Genomic DNA, 17,653 nt, shown 5'->3' with positions numbered 1-17,653 from the left:
TCGTTAAACGACAAAGGTGCCGGCGCCGCCTCGCGGCGGGACCGGCACCTCGCTGACGTACCTGGGTCAGAGGCCCTGCTGCCGGGGTTCCCCGGCGACTGGTGGCTCACCCGCGACGTGCGGCTCTGCGACGGGGGCCGTTGCCGGCCGGCCGTCCGCGTTGTCCACGAAGTCGGAGGCGCCTCGCTGGGCGGAATCTACTTTGTCGGCGTATTTTCCGCCGGTCTTCGAATCGACGAAATCACCCGCCTTTTCGATGCCGTCCTTGATGGCCTGTTCGTTGCCACCAATCAGATGCTGAGCCTTGCCCTTTAGATCGTCAAGTAAACCCACGGGCACCTCCCTTCAGTCGCGGAGCCAGATCGCTCCTAGCGCTTCCGATCCTAACCGCCGGGTGGGGACGTGCCAAGGGTGTACGCCCAGAGGAGAAAGACTCTGTGCGGGGCCGTGGGAAGGGGAACGAAAAAAGCAGCTCCGGGGGAGCTGCTTTCATGGTGGGCGATACTGGGATCGAACCAGTGACCTCTTCCGTGTCAGGGAAGCGCGCTACCGCTGCGCCAATCGCCCGCAACCGGAAGGATCCGGAGTGGAGTTGTGTGAATCTGGTGAAACGACAGAGCGGACGACGAGATTCGAACTCGCGACATCCACCTTGGCAAGGTGGTGCTCTACCAGCTGAGCTACGTCCGCATTTTTAGTCCATTCCGGCAGGCCGGTGGTACTGGATCAAGCAAGTTGCCTTGCTTTGGTGGGCGATACTGGGATCGAACCAGTGACCTCTTCCGTGTCAGGGAAGCGCGCTACCGCTGCGCCAATCGCCCCTTTCGCATCCGGCCGGAACCGGAAACCAGGGTTTTCACCGAGGTGGGTACGGGATTCGAACCCGTGTATACGGCTTTGCAGGCCGCTGCCTCGCCTCTCGGCCAACCCACCGTGTAGACACAGTTCCGAAGAACTGTTGCCGTGACAGTGTCCTGCGAGCGGACGACGAGATTCGAACTCGCGACATCCACCTTGGCAAGGTGGTGCTCTACCAGCTGAGCTACGTCCGCATTGTTGCCTGCGATTCCCTGCCGTATTCGGCATTTCCTCGCGTTCCAACGAGTAAGAACTCTATAGGAGGTTCAGGGAATCTACAAATCGGGCCGCGTCCGGCGTCACCGGACCCCCGTTCTTCCCCGCAATCTAGGGGATTTTGCTAATTACAGGAGTGTAATTCGCCCCCGTTCTCACGTCGCCTGGGCGGGGCGGCGGACATGGTGTCCGACGACGACGGCGGAGGCAGACGCGGTCAGCGAAGGAGCGGTGCCGGGGGAAGGCCTGCGAATCGTTGGGGCGAGCCCGTTCCGCCGATTGCCGCAGACGGCAGCTAAGCCGACCCGTATTGCGGCTATCTTCGTCCAGCGGGGCGCGGTCCGGGCCGGCACCGACCTGCCCTCCGCCCCCGCCCCACCGATTCGCCAATCGTGGCCGCCAAATGACCCCGGAAAGCGGCCATCTTCGTCCAACGGGCGCAGCCAGGCCGGGTCGCCGAGGGGGTCCGCCCGGCATCCGGAGCGCCGATTTCTATATTCCGCCGGGGTGGGCTAGCATTCAATGGCACCGGGGCGATTGGCGCAGTGGTAGCGCGCTTCGTTCACACCGAAGAGGTCACTGGTTCGAACCCAGTATCGCCCACCTGGAAAATGGTCCGTTCCGCTCACAGAGCGGGGCGGGCCATTTTGTTTTCCCTAGAGCGTCCGACCCCTGTGAAAGAGTCTTTTTATGACCGCCCCGCTTCTCGCCCACGCCACCGACTACGGCCGGATGTATGCACGTTCCACGTCCGAGCAGTTCTCCGTACCCTCCATCACCACCGTGATCGGCCAGCAGCCCCACGGCCTGGACGGCTGGTTCGGCTACATGGGTGCGAGCAGCCTCGCGGCGGATCCCTCGCTGCCGGCGATCCTGGGGAGCCCGGCCAAGGTGCGGCAGGCGGTAAGCCGGGCGGCGAAGGCAGCCGAAACGCACCGGGACGACGCCGCCAAGCGTGGCGACCGCGTGCACAACTACTGCGAGCAGGTGGCCCTGCGGGCGCTTGGCCGGCCGCATCAGATGAAGGAAACCCGTGAGGCCCTCGCGGCCAACGGTGAGGAAGCCTTCGCCGCGCGCTTCGACGAGTGGTGGGAACTGTTCCAGGTGGAGCCGATAGCCCCGGAGATCACGGTCTGGAACAAGACCGTGGGCTACGCGGGAACCCTTGACCTGGTGGCCAAGATCAATGGCCGCACCTGCCTCATCGACTACAAGACCAAGGGCACCAGCCGGGACGGCACGGTCAAACCGCTCGACGACAAGGTCGTCATGCAGCTGGTGGCCGGCATGAAGGCGGAGGAAAGCCTCGTGGACCCGGTGGCAGGGGAGTGGGAAGCCTGGCAGCACGGCGATTCCCCGATCCTCCTCGCGGTGGCCATCGGCGAGACCGAGGTCCGGCCGCAGCGGGCCAATCCGGAGGTGCTCAAGCATCACTGGTGGAAGTTCTGCGCGCTGCGCCGCGTCTGGGAGATGTCCGCCGACACCTCGGCCGCCGGAGCAGCCCTGCTGCCGATCGCGCCGCCGGTGTCCCGCTGAGCCGGAAACCCGAGGCTGCCACTAAACTGGATGGGATCCCAAGCAGCCCACCGTGAGGACAGATTGCCCATGGCCATTTTGAATATCCGCATCATTGGGGACCCGGTGCTGCGCACAGTTGCCGATCCCGTGACGGAATTCGGGCCTGAGCTGGAAAAGCTCGTTGCCGACATGACCGAAACCATGGAGGACGTGGAGGGCGCCGGCCTGGCCGCACCCCAGGTCGGCATCAGCCAGCGGGTCTTCACCTACCGCATCCGCGGGGTGGAGGGCCACATCATCAACCCGGTGCTGGAGAACAGCGAAGACTTCCAGCCGGACGAGGTGGAAGGCTGCCTCTCCATTCCCGGACTGGGGTTCCCGGTCCGCCGGCGCCGCAGCACCCGCGTCACCGGCGTCGACGTGCACGGCAACCCGGTGGTGCTTGAAGGTGAGGGCATGCTCGCGCGGGTCTTCCAGCACGAAACGGACCACCTGGACGGGATCCTCTTCACCGACCGGCTCGAAGGCGAGGACCGCAAAGCGGCCCTGCGCGCCATCCGCAACGCCAACTACGACTCCATCACCGAGCAGACGACGTCGAAGCGCGCCAAGACCGTCGGCTCGAGCTTCGGCGCGGGTTCCTCCTTCGGAACCGGCCAGTGAGGGTCCTCTTCGCGGGAACCCCGGCCGTCGCCGTCCCCTCGCTGGACGCCCTCGTCGCGGCCGGCTTCGACGTCGTCGCCGTCCTGACCCGGCCGGATGCTCCCTTGGGACGCAAACGCGTCCTGACGCCCTCGCCGGTCGCCGCCCGCGCCGCGGAGCTCGGCATCGAGGTCATCCATGCCGCCAAGGTCGATGCGGCAGTGACGGCCAGGATCGAGGCGGCCGCGCCCGACGTTGCCGCAATCGTCGCCTACGGCGGACTCATTCCGCGGGCGGCCCTGGACGTTCCCCGGCACGGCTGGATCAACCTGCACTTTTCGCTCCTGCCGGCCTGGCGCGGGGCTGCGCCTGTGCAGCGGGCACTCATCGCCGGAGACGACATCACCGGCGCCGTGACCTTCCGGCTCGAAGAGGGCCTGGACACCGGACCCGTGTTTGGCACCCTGACCGAGGCGGTGCGGCCCACGGACACCGCGGGGGAGTTGCTGGACCGACTCTCGCACAGCGGCGCCGTGCTGCTGACCCAGACACTCTCCGCCGTCGACGCCGGCAAGGCCACCGCCGTGCCGCAGCAGGGCGTCATCAGCCTGGCCCCGAAACTCACCCTCGAGGACGGCCGGCTCGACTGGCAGCAGCCGGCACTCGCGATCGGACGCCGCGCCCGCGGAGTGACGCCGGAACCCGGGGCCTGGACCACGCTGGACGGACAGCGCATCAAGCTCGAACCAGTACTGCTCCGGCCCGGGGCTCCGGCCCTGCGCCCGGGGCACCTGGCCCTCGACGGGAAAGCCGTCCTGGTCGGGACCGGCTCGCATCCCGTTGAGCTCACCCGGGTCCAGCCTTCGGGCAAGAAAATGATGACCGCCGCCGACTGGGCGCGCGGACAGGCAACACTGGAAAGCGTGGTCTTCGAATGAGCGAATCCGGATCAAACGGCAGCGGCCGGGCTAGGGGCCCCCAATCCGGCGGACAGGGGTCCGGCGGGCAGGGGTCCGGCGGCCGCGGCGGCCAGGGCCCCCGGGGTGGCGTGAAGCGGAACGCGCAGGGACGCGAACGGAACCGCGGACCGCAGCGCAGCTACACCGAAAACGCCCCCTCCCAGCGCAGCCGTCGAGCCGACCCGGCGCGGCTGGTCGCCTTTGAGGTGCTGCGTGCGGTGGCCGCCGAGGACGCCTATGCGAACCTCGTGCTGCCGGCCCGGATCCGGCATCACGGATTGGACAAGCGCGACGCCGGTTTCGCCACCGAGCTCAGCTACGGCGCCCTCCGCGGCCAGGGCACCTATGATGCGATCCTTGCCCGCTGCGTGGACCGCCCGCTGGACCAGCTGGACCCGGCCATCCTCGACGCCCTGCGGATCGGCGCGCACCAGCTGCTGGCCATGCGGGTCCCGGCGCACGCCGCGCTCGACGAGACCGTCGGCCTGGCCCGCGCCGTGATCGGCGCCGGCCCCTCCGGCCTGATCAACGCCGTGCTCCGCAAGGTCTCCGCGCACACGCTGGACGAGTGGCTGGAGCTGCTGCTTCGCGACGAGCCGGACGAGACGAAGGTGGCGTCGGTCCGCTACGCCCACCCCGAGTGGATCGTGCGCGCCTTCCGGCAGTCCCTGGTGGCGCATGGCCGCCCGGTGACCGAAATCAACGACCTCCTTGAGGCAGACAACGCCGCGCCCGTGGTGAACCTCGTGGCGCTGCCCGGTCTCGGCAGCCTCGACGAAGCCCTCGAAAGCGGCGCCACACCCGGCGAGCTCGTGGAAGGTTCGGCGCTCTCCAGCGGCGGCGACCTTGGCCGGCTCGCCTCGGTGCGGGATGGCAGCACCCGGGTCCAGGACGTCGGCTCGCAGCTGGTGGCGCGCGCCCTGGCCTCCGTGGACCTTGCTGCGGGAACCGGCGCTGGCGGCGCCGAAAGCGCCGTCGGCGGCCCTGGCAGCCAGGCCGGCGGCGAACGCTGGCTTGATCTTTGCGCCGGACCCGGCGGCAAGGCAGCCCTGCTCGGCGCCCTGGCCCGGCAGCACGGCGCCACCCTGCTCGCCAACGAGCCGGCGCCGCACCGCGCGAAACTTGTCCGTCAGGCCCTCGCCGCCGTCCCGCACGAGGTCTGGCATGTCCGCACCGGCGACGGCCGCGAGGTCGGGTCCGAGATGGCGGAAAGCTTCGACCGGGTGCTTGTGGACGTACCCTGTACCGGACTGGGCGCACTGCGCCGCCGCCCGGAATCGCGCTGGCGGCGCACCCCCAAGGACCTTGTCGATCTCGGCCCGCTGCAGCGGGAACTGCTTAAGTCGGCCCTGGATGCGGTCAAGCCCGGTGGTGTGGTGGCCTACGTGACGTGTTCCCCGCACCCGGCCGAGACCACCGCCGTCGTCAGCGACGCGCTGCGCAAGCGCGACGACCTCGAGTTGCTCGACGCCGGCGCGGCCCTCGACGCGGTGAGCCTCACCGGCCACCTCGAGGCCGGCCACGACCTCACTGCCCAGCTCTGGCCGCACCGGCACCGGACGGACGCCATGTTCCTGGCGCTGATCCACAAGAAAGCCTGAGCTTCGGCCATACTGGCACCAGTTACCTGACCTTCCGACCAGCGCAACGACAAGGAAATCCATGGCCCATTGCTGCATCCACCCGAGCATCCTTTCGGCGGACTTCGCGAACCTCCAGTCCGAGCTCCACAAGATCAGGACCGCTGACGCCGTGCACGTGGACGTGATGGACAACCATTTTGTGCCCAATCTCTCGCTCGGGCTTCCGGTGGTCCAGCGGCTGCAGGAAGTCAGCCCGATCCCGTTGGACGCGCACCTCATGATCGAGCACGCCGACCGCTGGGCGCCGGCCTACGCCGACGCCGGGTTGGCTTCCGTGACGTTCCACGCCGAAGCATCCATCGCGCCGGTGAAACTGGCCCGCGAGCTGCGCGCCCGCGGCGCCAAGGCCGGTCTGGCGCTGCGGCCCGGCAGCGGCGTGGAGCCGTTCCTGGACATGCTCGGCGAGCTGGACATGATCCTCATCATGACGGTGGAACCCGGCTTCGGCGGCCAGGAATTCCTGGACCTCACGCTGCCCAAGATCCGCCGGGCCAGGGCGGCAATCGATGCCTCCGGCCTGGATATCAAGATCCAGGTGGACGGCGGAATCACGGAGAAGACCATCTGGCGTGCCGCCGAGGCCGGGGCGGACGTCTTTGTGGCCGGCTCTGCTGTCTACGGCGCAGACGACCCGGCGGATGCGATCGGGCGGTTGCGGGCCGCGGGCAGCCGCTAGCCCGCCGGAACATGACGAAAGTTGTACCGTCCGTTCCGCGGGAATAGCCGGGCCGTCCGCCCGGTTGTGTCAGAATAGCTACACACATACGTGCTCCGGGGTCGGTGTAAGTCCGAACCGGCGGTTATAGTCCGCGACCCGCGAGCCGGCACTCTTCCCTTGGGGAAGGATGACGGCGGACGGTTGAACCGGTGGAACTCCGGTACCGACAGTTAAAGTCTGGATGAGAGAAGCACGTACAGCTGTTACTGCGGAGCCCTCACGGCGCCGCGGAATTGCGCTGTCGTATACCCCCGGAGCCATCGCGGTTCTTGAGGGAAGGAACGACAGACATGAACCCCTTGCGATGGCTCTTCGCCGACTCCGCGGTCCTACGGGACCGGGCGGGCGGCAAATGAGCGTTCAGCAGGCGGCCGCCGGGCCGCAGGAACAACCGGACAAGGAAGGCTTCGCCGCCGCCGGCTTCAGCGCCGCCGAGACGGCCGCCATGGATGCCGCCCTCGCAGCCGCGGCGCAGGGCCCGCGGGGTGCGAACCCGCTGGTGGGCGCCGTCATTATCGGGCCCGACGGCACACCCCTCGTGACCGGCCACCACCGCGGCGCCGGAACCCCCCACGCCGAGGCCGACGCGATCTCGCAGGCAGTGGCGGCCGGGCTGGACCTGACCGGCACCACCATGGTGGTCACGCTCGAGCCGTGCAACCACTGCGGCCGCACCGGCCCCTGCGCCCAGGCCATCATCGACGCCGGCGTGGCCGACGTCGTCTACGCCATCGACGACCCGCATGATCCCGCCGCCGGGGGAGCGGCCACCCTGCGCGCCGCCGGTGTCAGGGTCCGGTCGGGCCTGGGCGCCGTCGCAGCCCTCGAGCTCAACCGGCGCTGGTTCGACGCCGTCGCCGCCAAACGGCCCTTCGTCACCTTGCACATCGCCCAGACCCTGGACAGCCGGATCGCGGCCAGCGACGGCACCAGCCAGTGGATCTCCAGCCCCGAGTCGCTCGCCGACAACCACGCGCTGCGGGGCCGGATCGATGCGATCCTGGTCGGCACGCAGACGGTCCTGGTCGACAACCCGCGGCTCACGGCCCGCACCCCCGACGGCGCAGCCGCGGAAAAGCAGCCGCTGCGGGCCGTCATGGGCCTGCGCGGGATTCCCGACGGCGCCGCCGTCAACGGCGGCGACGGCAAGGCGCTGCACCTGCCGACCCGGGACCCCCGCGAGGCCCTGGACCAACTGTTCGACGCCGGCGTCCGGCACCTCATGGTCGAAGGCGGCTCGCGGATCCTGAGCGCTTTCCTCGCCGCGGGCCTCGTCGACGAGCTGATCGTCTATCTGGCCCCGACGCTGCTTGGCTCGGGCACGCCTGCCCTGGAGGACCTCGGCATCGGCACCCTCGCCGATGCCCAGCACTGGGACTGGGACCAGGCCTCCGGCGGCGCCGTCCGGATGCTGGGCCGCGACCTGCGGCTGCACCTGCGCCCCGCCACTGACACTTCATCCGATTCCACCCCGCGCACCGACGCGGACACCGCCGCAGGAGGCTACTGATGTTTACCGGAATTATCGCCGAGCAGGGGAAGGTGCTCTCCGTCGAGCGCGACGGCGAAACCAGCGCCACACTGCGCCTGCACGCCCCCGGCAGCACCGAGGGACTGGCCCACGGCGGCTCGATTGCCGTCAACGGCGTCTGCCTGACCGCCACGGACATCGACGGCGCGGACTTCAGCGTCGACGTCATGGGGGAGACCCTGGTCCGCAGCACCATCGGCGGGCTGGCAGCCGGGGATCCGGTCAACCTCGAGCGCTGCGTCCAGGCCGGCGGCCGGCTCGACGGCCACGTCGTGCAGGGGCACGTCGACGGCGTCGGCGAACTGCTGGAACGCGAGCCGCTCGGCAACTGGGACCGGCTGCGCTTCGGTGTGCCGGCCGGGCTGGCCCGCTACATCGCGGAGAAGGGCTCGATCGCCGTCGACGGCGTCTCCCTGACCGTTACGGCCGTGAGCCCGGCGCCGGAGCCGGCGCCGTGGTTCGAAGTCGGCCTGATCCCGACGACCCTGGCCGAAACGGGCCTGGGCGCCAAGTCCATCGGCGCCCGCGTGAACCTTGAAGTGGACGTGCTGGCCAAGTACACCGAACGGCTGCTCGCCTTCGCCCCCGCCACGCCCCGCCCGGAGGCTGCGCACCGCCAGGCGGCCGCATCATGAGCCGGCTGCAGGAGAACCGCGGACTCGCCGTGGACGCGCCCGCCGCGCTGGACCCGATCGAAGACGCGATCCGCGCCATGGCCGCCGGCCGGCCGGTGCTGGTGGTCGACAACGAGGACCGCGAAAACGAAGGCGACATCATCTTCGCCGCGCAGCACGCGACCCCGGCGCTGATGGGCTGGACCATCCGCTACAGCTCCGGCGTCATCTGCGTACCGCTGACCAGTGAACGGGCGGACGAACTGGCGTTGCCGCCGATGGTGGCGATCAACCAGGACTCCAAAGGCACCGCGTACACGGTTTCGTGCGACGCGGCGGTGGGCGTGAGCACCGGAATCTCGGCCACCGACCGGGCCCTGACGGCCCGGATCCTGGCCGATCCGACCAGCCAGCCAAATTCGCTGACCCGTCCCGGGCATGTTTTCCCGCTCCGCGCCGTTAAGGGGGGTGTGCGGGAGCGTCCCGGCCACACCGAGGCGGCTGTTGAGCTGTGCCGGCTGGCCGGCCTGGAGCCCGTGGGCGTAATTGCAGAGCTGGTGCACGACGACGGAGAAATGATGCGGCTGGACGGACTTCGCGGTTTCGCGATCGAACATGGCTGCCCGCTGATCTCGATTGCCGACCTGGTGGCTTATCTTGAGGCCGGTAACCCCGGTAACCCCGGCAGCCACGCAGCGGCATCCGCCTGACACCTGGATTGAGGAGAGACAATGACGACTTCTGAAGCGCAGCCGGCCACCCCGGGACAGCAGCCGCATCCGGTCAGCGGCGGGCCAATCGTCCAGCTGCCCACCGCGTACGGCGACTTCGTGGCGCAGGCCTGGACCGATCTGGACACCGGCGCCGAACACCTCGCCGTCAGCTCCCCGCTGCCGGCCACGGACGGCCAGGCCCCCCTGGTCCGGCTGCACTCCGAATGCCTCACCGGGGACGTGTTTGGGTCCTACCGGTGCGACTGCGGCGAACAGCTGGCCTATGCCCTTGAGATGATCCACGAATTCGGCGGCACGCTGCTCTACCTGCGCGGCCAGGAAGGCCGCGGCATCGGCCTGGCCAACAAGATCAAGGCTTATGCCCTGCAGGAGGCCGGCTTCGACACGGTCGAGGCCAACGAGCAGCTGGGGCTGCCGGTGGACGCCCGCTGCTACAAGGCAGCGGCCCAGATCCTCGCCGAGATGGGCCTGCACGAGATCCGCCTGCTGAGCAACAACCCGGACAAGCAGGACAGGCTGGCCCAGGCCGGCGTCCGGGTGGTCGAGATGGTCCCCACAGAGGTGCCCTCCCGGGAACAGAACCTCCGCTACCTGCAGACCAAGAAGGACCGGATGGACCACCGGCTGGTCCTCGACATGGAGCCCGCCGCGCCCGCCGCCGGACAGCTCGGCTTCGAGCGCGAACAGGGCTGAGCCCTCCCGCAGCACCCCCAAGCAAGCACCCCCAGACACCTCCCACAGCAAGGAGCTCCCATGAGCGGCCACGGCGCACCCCAGATTGACCTGACCACCTTCCAGCCCGACGAAACCTCACGGCTGAAACTGGCCATCGTGGCCGCCAGCTGGCACACCAAGATCATGGACGGCCTGCTCGACGGCGCGCTGCGCGCCGCCAAGGACGCCGGCATCACCGAACCGACCGTGCTGCGCGTCCCCGGAACCTTTGAACTGCCGGTCGCGGCAGCCCGGCTGGCGCCGCACTTCGACGCCGTCGTGGCGCTCGGCGTCGTGATCCGGGGCGGCACCCCGCACTTCGAGTACGTCTGCGAAGCCGCCACCCTCGGCCTGACCGAGGTCAGCGTCCGCACCGGCGTGCCGGTCGGCTTCGGCGTGCTGACCTGTGACACCGAGCAGCAGGGCATCGACCGCGCCGGCCTCCCCGGCTCCACCGAGGACAAGGGCCACGAGGCCGTCACCGCCGCGCTGGCCACCGCCGTCACGCTCAAGCAGTACTCCTAAGCTGTGTATTCGCTCACATCCGGGCCGTCATGCAAGGGCCCGGCAGGCGTGCTCCGGCCGTGAACAAGTAGGCTGGAGGGTGTGAAGAATTTCGAGTCGCTGTTCGCAGAACTGAGTGAGAAGGCAGCCACCCGCCCGGAGGGCTCCCGCACCATCGCCGAACTGGAGTCCGGAATCCACGGCATCGGCAAGAAAGTCGTGGAGGAAGCAGCCGAGGTCTGGATGGCTGCCGAGTACGAATCCGATGAGGCCGCCGCGGAAGAAATTTCGCAGCTGCTCTATCACCTGCAGGTTCTGATGCTCGCCAAAGGACTCAGCCTGGAAGACGTCTACAAGCATCTCTAGCCACGTCGCGCCTTCCCCCGGACCTTTGTCCGGGGGACCGGCGCACCGCGTGGCCCGCTGTGCCTGCACCGATGACTTCAACCAGAAAGAACTTCCCATGCTGAGAGTTGCCGTCCCGAACAAGGGATCCCTGTCCGAAGCCGCCTCCGCCATGCTTGCCGAGGCAGGCTACCGCCAGCGCCGCGACAGCCGCGAATTGGTCATGGTGGACCCGGACAACGACATTGAATTCTTCTTCCTCCGCCCCCGTGACATCGCCGTGTACGTCGGCCAAGGCACCCTGGACGTCGGCATCACGGGCCGCGACCTGCTGCTCGACGCCGAGGTTGAAGCCGAAGAGCTGCTGCCGCTGGGCTTTGCGGCCTCCACCTTCCGCTTCGCCGGCCCGGTGGGGGATTTCACCGCCATCGACCAGCTCGAAGGCAAGCGCCTTGCCACCAGCTACGACGGGCTGCTCCGCGGCTACCTCGCCCAGCGCGGCATCAACGCCAAGGTCGTCCGGCTCGACGGCGCCGTCGAATCCTCCGTCCGGCTCGGCGTCGCGGACGCGATCGCCGACGTCGTCGAAACCGGCACCACGCTCAAAGCCGCCGGCATGGAAATCTTCGGCGAGCCGATCCTGAACTCCGAGTCGGTCCTGATCGGCCGCAAGGGCGAGCAGAACCCGGCCACCGAAGTGCTGATCCGCCGCCTCCAGGGTGTGCTCGTGGCCCGGCAGTACGTGCTGATGGACTACGACATCCGCAAGGAACTCGTGGAGCAGGCCGCGGCCTTGACGCCCGGACTGGAATCGCCCACCGTCTCGCCGCTGCGCGACTCGGAGTGGGTGGCCGTCCGCTCGATGGTGCCGAAGAAGGACACCACCCGGATCATGGACGAACTCTATGACCTCGGGGCCCGCGCCATCCTGGTCAGCAGCATCCACGCCTGCCGGATCTAGCGCGGCCCGTCCGTGAAGCCATCATCCGTGAGCCCATCATTTGTGAGCCCAGTTCAGGAGCAGCCATGTCCGTAGCCGTCCGTGTCATCCCGTGCCTGGACGTCGACGCCGGCCGGGTGGTCAAGGGGATCAACTTCGAGGGCCTGCGCGACGCCGGCGACCCGGTCGAGCTCGCGCACCGCTACGACAACGGCGGCGCCGACGAGCTGACCTTCCTGGACGTCACCGCGTCCTCCGGCAACCGCGAAACCACCTTCGACGTCGTCCGGCGCACCGCGGAGGAAGTCTTCATCCCGCTGACCGTGGGCGGCGGCGTCCGCGGCGTGGCCGAGGTGGACAAGCTGCTGCGCTACGGGGCGGACAAGGCGGCCATCAACACCGCGGCCGTGGCCCGGCCCGGGGTGATCGACGAGATTACCCGGCACTTCGGCTCGCAGGTGCTGGTGCTTTCCCTCGACGCGCGGCGCACCCGTCCCGGCTCGCAGCCGACACCGTCCGGGTTCGAGGTCACCACGCACGGCGGCCGCCAGGGCACCGGCATCGACGCCCTCGCCTGGGCCCGCGAGGCCGCCGACCGCGGCGCCGGCGAGATCCTGCTCAACTCGATCGACGCCGACGGCACCAAGGACGGCTTCGACCTGGAACTGATCCGCCTGGCCCGCGCCAGCGTGAAGGTGCCGTTGATCGCCTCGGGCGGCGCCGGCAGGCCCGAGCACTTCCCGCCGGCCGTAGCTGCGGGCGCGGACGCCGTGCTCGCTGCCTCGGTGTTCCACTTCGGGCCGCTCGACATGATCGCCCAGGTCAAAGCCGCCATCCGCGCGGCAGGCTTCGAAGTCCGCTAATCCCCAGCCTGATTAAGGCAACGCGGGGTCACATTGCGCCCATCCCGAAGGGGAATATGGGCGCGATGTGACCCCGCGTTGCTTGGTTAAGCGCGAGCTTAGAGTCCGACTTCGGCGGACTGCAGCAGCGCGACGGCGTCCGGCTGGCCCTCGAAGGTCACCAGCGCGTGCCGGGTCCGGCCATGCGCGTGCATCAGGAGCTCACCCGGTTCGCCCACGATCGCGACCGAGACGGGGGCCCGCTTGGCAACATGCCGCGGCCCGGACGGGCGCACCAGCACGATGCCGAGGTCCACGCCGCGGTACAGGATGGCGGCGCGCTTGATCAGTTCATCCCAGAGTGCGTCCGAGTAAGCCTCGTCCAGGGCCCGGGGCGCCCAGCGGTCCACCGCCCGGCGGACATCCTCCGTGTGCACGAAGTACTCGATCAGGTTGGAGCTTTCGTCCAGGGCCTTGATCCGCATGGGGGACAGGGCGGGCGGCCCGGCGCGGAAGGTGTTGACCAGCTTCGCGTAGGCTTCCGGGGTCCGGACCGTGGCGGCGAGCTCGGCCGTGGCCTCATCCGAGGCCTTGGACAGCCGTTTGATCAGGAGCCCCAGGCCAACACGGGCTTTGCGCTCCCGCAGGTAGAGGTGGGCTGCAAGATCACGGGTTTGCCAGCCCTTGCAGAGCGTGGGGGAGTCAGGACCGGCCGCCAGCAGGGTTTCGGCCAGAACTTCTCGGGACGGTTCGACGAAATGCATCACTTGTGAAACTAGCACGAGAGGCGCGCCTCTGGGCACAGGAAGCGCCGTGGTTTCGGCCGCAACGCGCTTTCGGCGGCGATGTTAAGCGCGGTGCCCGCAGCGCCGGGCAGCGGCGGGCGCGGAGGCACTAGACTTGAGCTGATGTCTGAGCAGCCCGCCCCCGTCCCGGTCGACGACCAGCTAAACGCCCCGGAAAATTCCGTCGCGGTTTCCGCCGCGCCGGGTTCTGCCGTCCCCGATTCGGCGCACGACGCCGGCCCGCTCCCCGCGGGTCTCGCGGCGTCTCTCAAGCGGGACAGCGCCGGCCTGGTGGCCGCGATCGTCCAGCAGTTCGACACCAACGAGGTGCTCATGCTGGGCTGGATGGACGACGAGGCGCTGCACCGCACGATGACCAGCGGGCGGGTCACCTTCTACTCCCGCTCCCGGCAGGAGTACTGGCGCAAGGGCGACACTTCCGGCCACGTGCAGTGGGTCAAGTCGCTCGCTCTGGACTGCGACGGCGACGCCCTGCTGGTCCGGGTCGATCAGGTCGGCGCCGCCTGCCACACCGGTACCCGGACCTGCTTCGACGGACGGGCGCTGGACGCCGTCGTCGGCCAGGCCGACTGACCGGCGCACCGCGGCGCAGGCCGCGGGCACCTCGCAAGCTTTAGACCAAGAGAACAGGCGGAAAAACGCAGCCATGCAGGACCTTGGAATCATCAGCCCCAGCCTGGACGAGTTCCGGGAACTCGCCGGCCACAGCCGCGTCATCCCCGTCCGGCTCAAGGTGCTGGCTGACGCCGAAACGCCGATCGGGCTTTACCGCAAGCTCGCCCAGGGCCAGCCCGGGACGTTCCTGCTGGAGTCCGCCGCAGTGGGCGGCGCCTGGTCCCGTTACTCCTTCATCGGCGCGCGGTCCCGCGCCACGCTGACCACCAAGGACGGGCAGGCGCACTGGCTCGGCGAGCCGCCCGTCGGCGTGCCGCTGGACGGCAGCCCGGTCGATGCCATCCGGGACACCGTCCTCGCCCTGCACACCGAACGTTTCGAAGGACTGCCGCCCTTTACCTCCGGCCTCGTCGGCTTCCTCGGCTGGGAAACCGTCCGGCACTGGGAAAAGCTCACCAGCCCGCCGGAAGACGACCTGCAGCTTCCGGAAATGGCGCTGAACCTCGTGACGGACATGGCCGTGCACGACAACATGGACGGCACGGTGCTGCTGATCGCCAACGCGATCAATTTCGACAACAGCTCCGAACGCGTCGACGAGGCCTGGCACGACGCCGTCGCCCGGGTGAAGGACCTGCTGGCAAAGATCAGCACCCCGACGGAGCAGCCCGTCTCCGTACTCCAGCCCGCAGCCCTGGACTTCGCCTCGAGCGTGCAGGAGCGCTGGGATGAAAACGACTACCTGGCCGCCCTGGACCGTGGCAAGGAAGCGATCGTCGACGGCGAAGTGTTCCAGGTGGTGATCTCGCGCCGCTTCGAAATGGAGTGCGGAGCCGATCCGCTGGACGTCTACCGGGTCCTGCGCAACACCAACCCCAGCCCGTACATGTACATCTTCAGCCTCGAGGACGCCGCCGGCCGCCAGTACTCGATCGTGGGCTCCTCCCCGGAGGCCCTCGTGACAGTCACCGGGGAGGAAGTCATCACCCACCCGATCGCCGGGTCCCGGCCGCGTGGCAAGACGGTTGAAGCGGACAAGGCCCTCGCCGAGGAGCTGCTCGCGGACCAGAAGGAACGCGCCGAACACCTCATGCTGGTGGACCTGTCCCGCAACGACCTCTCCAAGGTCTGCGTGGCCGGAACCGTGGACGTCACGCAGTTCATGGAGGTGGAGCGGTTCAGCCACATCATGCACCTGGTGTCCACTGTGGTGGGCAGGCTCGCCCCGACCGCGACGACCTACGACGTGCTGAAGGCCACCTTCCCGGCCGGCACCCTGTCCGGAGCGCCCAAACCCCGTGCGCTGCGGCTCCTGGACGAGCTGGAGCCGCACCGCCGCGGCATCTACGGCGGTGTGGTGGGCTACCTCGACTTCGCCGGCGACATGGACATGGCGATCGCCATCCGTTCCGCCCTGCTCCGCGAAGGCCGCGCCTACGTGCAGGCCGGCGGCGGGATCGTGGCCGATTCAGTCAACGCCACCGAGGCGATCGAAACCATCAACAAGGCCGCCGCCCCGATGCGGGCCGTCCACACGGCCCAGTCGCTGCGCAACATCACGGCCGACACCGTGCCCAGTGCCGGGACGGAGCAGCCATGACCGGCCCCGCCATGGTCAAGAGCACCAGCCCGGCCGTCCCGCGCTGGGCCCGGAAATCCACCCTGGTGCTGGTGATTGCCGCGCTGGCGCTGACGGTCTTCGGCACCACCACGCAGACCTGGCTGACCGTGCAGCTGGACCCCAGCCAGCTGGGCCAGGGCGTCAGCAGCCAGAACGGCCTGCAGGTCCAGGGCAGCAAGGCCGCCACCACGGTGACGGCCCTCGCCCTCGTCGCCCTCGCGGGAGGCCTCGCCGCCTCCATTGCCGGGCGCATCGCCCGCTGGGTCATCACGGCGATCATCCTGCTCGCCGCCGCAGGGATCGTTGCCGCGGCGGCAACCGTGCTGGCCGACCCGCTGGCCGCGGCGCAGGGTTCCATCGCCGCCGCCACCGGCATCAGCGGCAGCAACGTCCAGGTGGCCCTCACCGCATTCCCCGTCCTCGCCGTCGTCGCCGGGTCGCTGCTGGGCCTCGGCGCCCTCGCCATCGTCCCTGCCGGACGGTACTGGAAGAGCCGCACGAAGTACGACGCCGCCGCCAGCGCAGGCGCTTCGGACCCCGCGCAGCCGGCCGATGAGATCGAGAGCTGGGACCGGCTCTCCCGCGGCGACGACCCCACCTGAGCGCGCACCCCGCAGCGCGGCCGGTAACGCGGCAAACACCACTGTCAATAAATGGCAGAATGTAAGCAGTATTGATCCTGAGGAGATTTCCATGAGCAAAGCCCCTGTTTCCGCATCCCAGCCCGCTGCCGGCACCGGCATCTACGACGGCGTCGACCACAGCGAGCCGACCGGCCACGGCAACAGCCCGGCGGCCTGGACCACCGTGATCATCATGCTGGTCGGCGCCCTCATCGCGGCCATCGCGTTCGTCATCGCCAACACCCCGATCTTCGTCGCCGGTGCGGTCGTCATGCTGATCGGCCTCGTGGTGGGCTTCGTGATGCGCAAAGCCGGTTATGGCGTCGGCGGCAGCAAGCTGAAGAACTCCGGCCACTAAGAGTGACTGTTCTCGATGACATCAATGCCGGTGTCAGGGAGGATATGGAGGCCCGCCAGCGCCTCGTCACTCTCGCCGAGCTGAAGGAGCGTGCCGCGGCGGCCGCCCCGGCGCGTGACGCCTGGGCCGCCCTGGGCGGGCCCTCGGACCGGACCCAGCTCAAGGTGATTGCCGAGATCAAGCGGCGCAGCCCCTCCAAGGGCGATCTCGCGAGCATCGCGGACCCGGCCTCGCTCGCCGTGCAGTACGCCGACGGCGGCGCCGCCGTGATCAGCGTCCTCACCGAACAGCGGCGCTTCAACGGCTCCCTCGCCGACCTGGACGCCGTCCGGGCGGCCGTGGAGATCCCGTTGCTGCGCAAGGACTTCATGGTCGACGAGTACCAGATCTGGGAGGCCCGTGCCCACGGAGCCGACCTGATCCTGCTGATCGTCGCCTCGCTGACCGATGCGCAGCTGGGCGAGTACAGTGCGCTCAGCCGTGAGCTGGGCATGAACGTGCTCGTGGAGACCCACACGCCCGGCGAAGTTGAACGCGCCGTTGCCGCGGGCGCGAGAATCATCGGAGTCAACGTCCGCAATCTCAAGACGCTCGACGTCGACCGCTCCGTCTTTGCGGATCTCGCCGCCGGCATCCCCGCCGGCGCGCTCGTGGTCGGGGAATCCGGTGTCCGCGGCGTGGATGACGTCCGGCACTACGCGGCAAACGGCGCCAATGCGGTCCTGGTGGGCGAGGCGCTGGTCAGCCATGCGACCCCGCGCGAGCGGATCGCCGAATTCATGGCCGCCGGCGCCGAAGAAATCGCCGCACGCTCCTGACCCGCGGTCCGGCCCGGCCCCCGGCCGGACCCCG

The 17,653-nt window shown here is 69.0% G+C and carries 20 protein-coding genes, 6 tRNA genes and 1 riboswitch; of the genes, 19 read left to right on the top strand and 7 right to left on the bottom strand.

The features are described from left to right. Positions 1-66: 66 nt before the first annotated feature. From AB4Y91_RS12570 to AB4Y91_RS12545, 6 genes are all read right to left on the bottom strand, one after another. Positions 67-333, bottom strand: coding sequence for an antitoxin (locus AB4Y91_RS12570; RefSeq protein WP_175321703.1), 267 nt, complete (start codon positions 331-333; stop codon positions 67-69). 159 nt (positions 334-492) lie between these two features. Then, positions 493-567: transfer RNA gene (locus AB4Y91_RS12565), tRNA-Val, on the bottom strand. Positions 568-617: 50 nt separating this feature from the next. Further along, positions 618-690 (bottom strand) — tRNA-Gly (locus AB4Y91_RS12560). Positions 691-746: 56 nt separating this feature from the next. Then, positions 747-821 (bottom strand) — tRNA-Val (locus AB4Y91_RS12555). A 41-nt stretch (positions 822-862) separates the two neighbouring features. After that, a tRNA-Cys gene (locus tag AB4Y91_RS12550) sits at positions 863-933 on the bottom strand. A gap of 46 nt (positions 934-979) precedes the next feature. Beyond that, positions 980-1,052 (bottom strand) — tRNA-Gly (locus tag AB4Y91_RS12545). 553 nt (positions 1,053-1,605) lie between these two features. On the opposite strand from AB4Y91_RS12545, the gene AB4Y91_RS12540 reads away from it, so the two are divergent. The 14 genes from AB4Y91_RS12540 to hisF all read left to right on the top strand — a co-directional run bounded on the left by AB4Y91_RS12540 (position 1,606) and on the right by hisF (position 12,799). After that, a tRNA-Val gene (locus tag AB4Y91_RS12540) sits at positions 1,606-1,677 on the top strand. Between the two features lie 87 nt (positions 1,678-1,764). Then, positions 1,765-2,610, top strand: coding sequence for a cytochrome (locus AB4Y91_RS12535; RefSeq protein WP_441418799.1), 846 nt, complete (start codon positions 1,765-1,767; stop codon positions 2,608-2,610). 69 nt (positions 2,611-2,679) lie between these two features. Continuing rightward, on the top strand, positions 2,680-3,255 hold the full coding sequence (gene def, locus AB4Y91_RS12530; protein ID WP_441418798.1) for a peptide deformylase: 576 nt from the start codon (positions 2,680-2,682) through the stop codon (positions 3,253-3,255). After that, a complete protein-coding gene (gene fmt, locus AB4Y91_RS12525; RefSeq protein ID WP_441418797.1) occupies positions 3,252-4,172 on the top strand; it encodes a methionyl-tRNA formyltransferase in 921 nt (306 codons plus the stop codon). Before def ends, fmt begins: the two co-directional genes overlap by 4 nt. Continuing rightward, on the top strand, positions 4,169-5,794 hold the full coding sequence (locus AB4Y91_RS12520) for an RsmB/NOP family class I SAM-dependent RNA methyltransferase (protein WP_441418796.1): 1,626 nt from the start codon (positions 4,169-4,171) through the stop codon (positions 5,792-5,794). The genes fmt and AB4Y91_RS12520 overlap by 4 nt, the downstream gene beginning before the upstream one ends. A gap of 61 nt (positions 5,795-5,855) precedes the next feature. Next, positions 5,856-6,512 carry a ribulose-phosphate 3-epimerase gene (gene rpe, locus AB4Y91_RS12515; RefSeq protein ID WP_441418795.1) on the top strand — a complete coding sequence of 219 codons (657 nt, stop codon included), beginning with the start codon at positions 5,856-5,858 and terminating at the stop codon, positions 6,510-6,512. Between the two features lie 86 nt (positions 6,513-6,598). Further along, a riboswitch (FMN riboswitch) is annotated at positions 6,599-6,752 on the top strand. 247 nt (positions 6,753-6,999) lie between these two features. Continuing rightward, positions 7,000-8,064, top strand: a complete 1,065-nt coding sequence (gene ribD, locus AB4Y91_RS12510) for a bifunctional diaminohydroxyphosphoribosylaminopyrimidine deaminase/5-amino-6-(5-phosphoribosylamino)uracil reductase RibD (RefSeq protein ID WP_441418931.1) — start codon at positions 7,000-7,002, stop codon at positions 8,062-8,064. After that, the gene (locus tag AB4Y91_RS12505; RefSeq protein WP_441418794.1) at positions 8,064-8,720 is read left to right on the top strand and encodes a riboflavin synthase; all 657 of its coding nucleotides are present in this window, start codon (positions 8,064-8,066) and stop codon (positions 8,718-8,720) included. The genes ribD and AB4Y91_RS12505 overlap by 1 nt, the downstream gene beginning before the upstream one ends. Continuing rightward, entirely contained in the window at positions 8,717-9,409 is a 693-nt protein-coding gene (ribB, locus tag AB4Y91_RS12500; protein ID WP_441418793.1) for a 3,4-dihydroxy-2-butanone-4-phosphate synthase, read from the top strand. Before AB4Y91_RS12505 ends, ribB begins: the two co-directional genes overlap by 4 nt. Before the next feature lie 21 nt (positions 9,410-9,430). Then, positions 9,431-10,126, top strand: a complete 696-nt coding sequence (gene ribA, locus AB4Y91_RS12495) for a GTP cyclohydrolase II (RefSeq protein WP_441418792.1) — start codon at positions 9,431-9,433, stop codon at positions 10,124-10,126. A gap of 60 nt (positions 10,127-10,186) precedes the next feature. Beyond that, entirely contained in the window at positions 10,187-10,672 is a 486-nt protein-coding gene (gene ribH, locus AB4Y91_RS12490) for a 6,7-dimethyl-8-ribityllumazine synthase (RefSeq protein WP_441418791.1), read from the top strand. Between the two features lie 81 nt (positions 10,673-10,753). Further along, on the top strand, positions 10,754-11,017 hold the full coding sequence (locus AB4Y91_RS12485) for a phosphoribosyl-ATP diphosphatase (RefSeq protein WP_441418790.1): 264 nt from the start codon (positions 10,754-10,756) through the stop codon (positions 11,015-11,017). Positions 11,018-11,114: 97 nt separating this feature from the next. Next, positions 11,115-11,957, top strand: coding sequence for an ATP phosphoribosyltransferase (gene hisG, locus AB4Y91_RS12480; RefSeq protein ID WP_441418789.1), 843 nt, complete (start codon positions 11,115-11,117; stop codon positions 11,955-11,957). 65 nt (positions 11,958-12,022) lie between these two features. After that, positions 12,023-12,799, top strand: a complete 777-nt coding sequence (gene hisF, locus AB4Y91_RS12475) for an imidazole glycerol phosphate synthase subunit HisF (protein WP_441418788.1) — start codon at positions 12,023-12,025, stop codon at positions 12,797-12,799. Between the two features lie 98 nt (positions 12,800-12,897). On the opposite strand, the gene AB4Y91_RS12470 is transcribed toward hisF, so the two are convergent. Beyond that, on the bottom strand, positions 12,898-13,542 hold the full coding sequence (locus AB4Y91_RS12470) for a TIGR03085 family metal-binding protein (protein ID WP_175321717.1): 645 nt from the start codon (positions 13,540-13,542) through the stop codon (positions 12,898-12,900). 144 nt (positions 13,543-13,686) lie between these two features. Here AB4Y91_RS12470 and hisI point away from each other — a divergent pair, with 144 nt between their 5' ends. From hisI to trpC, 5 genes are all read left to right on the top strand, one after another. After that, complete coding sequence (hisI, locus tag AB4Y91_RS12465; protein WP_441418787.1) at positions 13,687-14,157, top strand: phosphoribosyl-AMP cyclohydrolase; 471 nt, start codon at positions 13,687-13,689, stop codon at positions 14,155-14,157. Between the two features lie 73 nt (positions 14,158-14,230). Continuing rightward, positions 14,231-15,799 (top strand): anthranilate synthase component I, encoded by a 1,569-nt coding sequence (locus AB4Y91_RS12460; RefSeq protein ID WP_441418786.1) that lies wholly within the window; start codon positions 14,231-14,233, stop codon positions 15,797-15,799. After that, complete coding sequence (locus AB4Y91_RS12455) at positions 15,796-16,422, top strand: Trp biosynthesis-associated membrane protein (RefSeq protein WP_441418785.1); 627 nt, start codon at positions 15,796-15,798, stop codon at positions 16,420-16,422. Before AB4Y91_RS12460 ends, AB4Y91_RS12455 begins: the two co-directional genes overlap by 4 nt. A gap of 91 nt (positions 16,423-16,513) precedes the next feature. Beyond that, a complete protein-coding gene (locus AB4Y91_RS12450) occupies positions 16,514-16,801 on the top strand; it encodes an HGxxPAAW family protein (protein WP_441418784.1) in 288 nt (95 codons plus the stop codon). A gap of 2 nt (positions 16,802-16,803) precedes the next feature. Further along, complete coding sequence (gene trpC / locus AB4Y91_RS12445) at positions 16,804-17,619, top strand: indole-3-glycerol phosphate synthase TrpC (RefSeq protein ID WP_441418783.1); 816 nt, start codon at positions 16,804-16,806, stop codon at positions 17,617-17,619. Positions 17,620-17,653 lie beyond the last annotated feature (34 nt).

This window comes from Arthrobacter sp. YAF16 (assembly GCF_052113385.1).
GTDB lineage: Bacteria > Actinomycetota > Actinomycetes > Actinomycetales > Micrococcaceae > Arthrobacter.
This window is presented reverse-complemented; position numbering and strand designations above follow the sequence as displayed.

Bases quoted from the DNA above. Each gene is read 5' to 3' on its own strand.
- AB4Y91_RS12535 (WP_441418799.1), top strand. From the start codon at position 1,765: ATGACCGCCCCGCTTCTCGCCCACGCCACCGACTACGGCCGGATGTAT.
- def (WP_441418798.1), top strand. From the start codon at position 2,680: ATGGCCATTTTGAATATCCGCATCATTGGGGACCCGGTGCTGCGCACA.
- AB4Y91_RS12520 (WP_441418796.1), top strand. From the start codon at position 4,169: ATGAGCGAATCCGGATCAAACGGCAGCGGCCGGGCTAGGGGCCCCCAA.
- rpe (WP_441418795.1), top strand. From the start codon at position 5,856: ATGGCCCATTGCTGCATCCACCCGAGCATCCTTTCGGCGGACTTCGCG.
- ribD (WP_441418931.1), top strand. From the start codon at position 7,000: ATGGATGCCGCCCTCGCAGCCGCGGCGCAGGGCCCGCGGGGTGCGAAC.
- AB4Y91_RS12505 (WP_441418794.1), top strand. From the start codon at position 8,064: ATGTTTACCGGAATTATCGCCGAGCAGGGGAAGGTGCTCTCCGTCGAG.
- ribB (WP_441418793.1), top strand. From the start codon at position 8,717: ATGAGCCGGCTGCAGGAGAACCGCGGACTCGCCGTGGACGCGCCCGCC.
- ribA (WP_441418792.1), top strand. From the start codon at position 9,431: ATGACGACTTCTGAAGCGCAGCCGGCCACCCCGGGACAGCAGCCGCAT.
- ribH (WP_441418791.1), top strand. From the start codon at position 10,187: ATGAGCGGCCACGGCGCACCCCAGATTGACCTGACCACCTTCCAGCCC.
- hisG (WP_441418789.1), top strand. From the start codon at position 11,115: ATGCTGAGAGTTGCCGTCCCGAACAAGGGATCCCTGTCCGAAGCCGCC.
- hisF (WP_441418788.1), top strand. From the start codon at position 12,023: ATGTCCGTAGCCGTCCGTGTCATCCCGTGCCTGGACGTCGACGCCGGC.
- AB4Y91_RS12470 (WP_175321717.1), bottom strand. From the start codon at position 13,542: ATGCATTTCGTCGAACCGTCCCGAGAAGTTCTGGCCGAAACCCTGCTG.
- hisI (WP_441418787.1), top strand. From the start codon at position 13,687: ATGTCTGAGCAGCCCGCCCCCGTCCCGGTCGACGACCAGCTAAACGCC.
- AB4Y91_RS12460 (WP_441418786.1), top strand. From the start codon at position 14,231: ATGCAGGACCTTGGAATCATCAGCCCCAGCCTGGACGAGTTCCGGGAA.
- AB4Y91_RS12455 (WP_441418785.1), top strand. From the start codon at position 15,796: ATGACCGGCCCCGCCATGGTCAAGAGCACCAGCCCGGCCGTCCCGCGC.
- AB4Y91_RS12450 (WP_441418784.1), top strand. From the start codon at position 16,514: ATGAGCAAAGCCCCTGTTTCCGCATCCCAGCCCGCTGCCGGCACCGGC.